This window comes from Mycobacterium parascrofulaceum ATCC BAA-614, from assembly GCF_000164135.1.
Classification (GTDB): Bacteria; Actinomycetota; Actinomycetes; order Mycobacteriales; family Mycobacteriaceae; genus Mycobacterium; species Mycobacterium parascrofulaceum.
Map to the genome: position 1 here is coordinate 107,324 of NZ_GG770561.1, position 1,889 is coordinate 109,212.

At 64.2% G+C, this 1,889-nt stretch carries 1 protein-coding gene and 1 pseudogene; both read left to right on the forward strand.

What is annotated here, in order from left to right:
* Nucleotides 1–265: 265 nt before the first annotated feature.
* Nucleotides 266–1,554 (forward strand): annotated as a pseudogene (locus HMPREF0591_RS31590) (IS1380 family transposase); the annotation flags it as partial.
* Nucleotides 1,553–1,889: IS5 family transposase (locus tag HMPREF0591_RS28170; RefSeq protein WP_033721601.1), on the forward strand; the 337-nt coding region annotated here is incomplete at its 3' end. The pseudogene HMPREF0591_RS31590 and the gene HMPREF0591_RS28170, both read left to right, overlap by 2 nt.

Sequence of the window (1,889 nt, forward strand, 5' to 3'; positions counted from 1 at the left end):
ATCAGGTACCGCATGTATTAGATACTATCTGTATGGGGTCCGCTGTAACGCGCGAAGGAGTGAGGACGGTAGCGGTCTGCACGTTCGACAGACCCCTCGCGATCGGACGGGAGGGGCCCAGATCGCCGACTTCACAATGCTAGCCTCGAGGTTTCATGTCGTTGGGGGTTGTGACGGCGTGTAATGCACGGAAGCGCCTGTCCTGCAGGGAATTCTTGGGATTGCTGAAGTCTCAAGATCCTCAAGCAGGAAGGCAACTCCGTAGGTGAAGCGTAACGCAGTTGGTGGGCTGGTCGTCGATGATGTCCGCGAGTCGTTGGTGACGTCATCGGGCGCGGCGATGATGAACGAGACGATCCGGGTTGCGGGCCTGGGGCTTGTCCTATCGAGGGCGCTGGGGCCGTGGCGGCTGGCGCGGGCCCGCCATGATCCGGGCAAGGTGCTGCTTGACGTGGCGATCGCGGTCGCGCTCGGTGGTGACTGTTTGGCCGATGTGGCCGCAGTCCGTGCGCAGCGCGACTTGTTCGGAGTCGTGGCCTCCGACCCGACTGTGTCTCGGTTGTTTGCGGCGTTGGCCGTCGATGACGCCACCACCGATGCTGCGGTCATGGCGCTGCGCTCGGCACACGCTGCAGCCCGTGACCGGGTCTGGTCACGGCGTCGGCCGCTGGCGGGAACACCGGGAACACGAGAGGGTGGGCAGGTCATCGTCGATATCGATGCCACCCTGGTGGCGGCGCATTCGGATAAGGAGGGCGCTGAGGCGACCCACAAGATGTCTTATGGGTTCGCCCCGATGTGCGCTTTTGTCGACCATGGCGAGCACGGCACCGGAGAAACTCTGGCGCTGGACCTACGCCCGGAAAGGCCTCGCCGTTCAATAGTTCTGATCACATCACAGTGCTGGGCGCCGCGCTGGAACAACTGCCCGCCGCCGAGCGGGGCCAGGTGCTGGTGCGCGCCGATGCCGGCGGGGCGTCTAAAGCATTCCTGCATCACCTCACCGACGCCGGATTGCACTATTCCATCGGGTTTCCCGCTCACGGCCCTGTCCAGGCCGCGATCGAGACGATTCCCGAGCAGGCTTGGGTGGCTGCGCTCGACAGTGACGGCGCACCTCGTGAGGGTGCGCAGGTCGCCGAGCTCACCAACTGGATGCCGACCCCGGTCAAACCCACCCGTTCGCCGGCCAAGTACGGCCCCCAGGAATGGCCACGCGGGATGCGAGTCATCGCCCGCCGTGAACGTCCTCACCCCGGTGCCCAGCTACGGCTGACCGACCATAACGGCTGGCGAATCACCTGCTTTGCGACCAACACTCGCGGAACCGGCTGGACGCTGCCGACCCTGGAAGTGCGTCACCGCCAACGCGCCCGCGCCGAAGACCGTATCCGCTGTCTGAAGGACACCGGCCTGCGTAACCTGCCTTTCCACAGCTACCGGGCCAACCGGATCTGGCTCGAAGTCGTCGCCCTGGCTGGCGACCTGATCGCCTGGACTCAAACCCTGGCCTTCGAGCGTCATCAACCCGCCCGCAGCCAAGATCGATCTCGTGACACGGACGGGTGTGATTTGTGATGAGTTTTGGGCGGTGGTCGAGCCGTTGATGCCGTCGCATGACGGTAAGCGAGGCAACAGGTTTCGTGATCACCGGCTGATCCTGGAAGCGATCGCCTGGCATTTTCGCACAGGATGCCCGTGGCGGGACCTGCCCGCCGAATTCGGGCCGTGGCAAACAGTGTGGAAACGCCATCACCGGTGGTCGCTGGACGGCACGTACGACGAGATGTTCGCCCGGGTCGCGGCCTCGTTCGGGTTCGACGCCGACGTGCACGCCGACATCGAAAAGCTGTTATCAGTCGATTCGACCAACGTGCGTGCCCATCAAC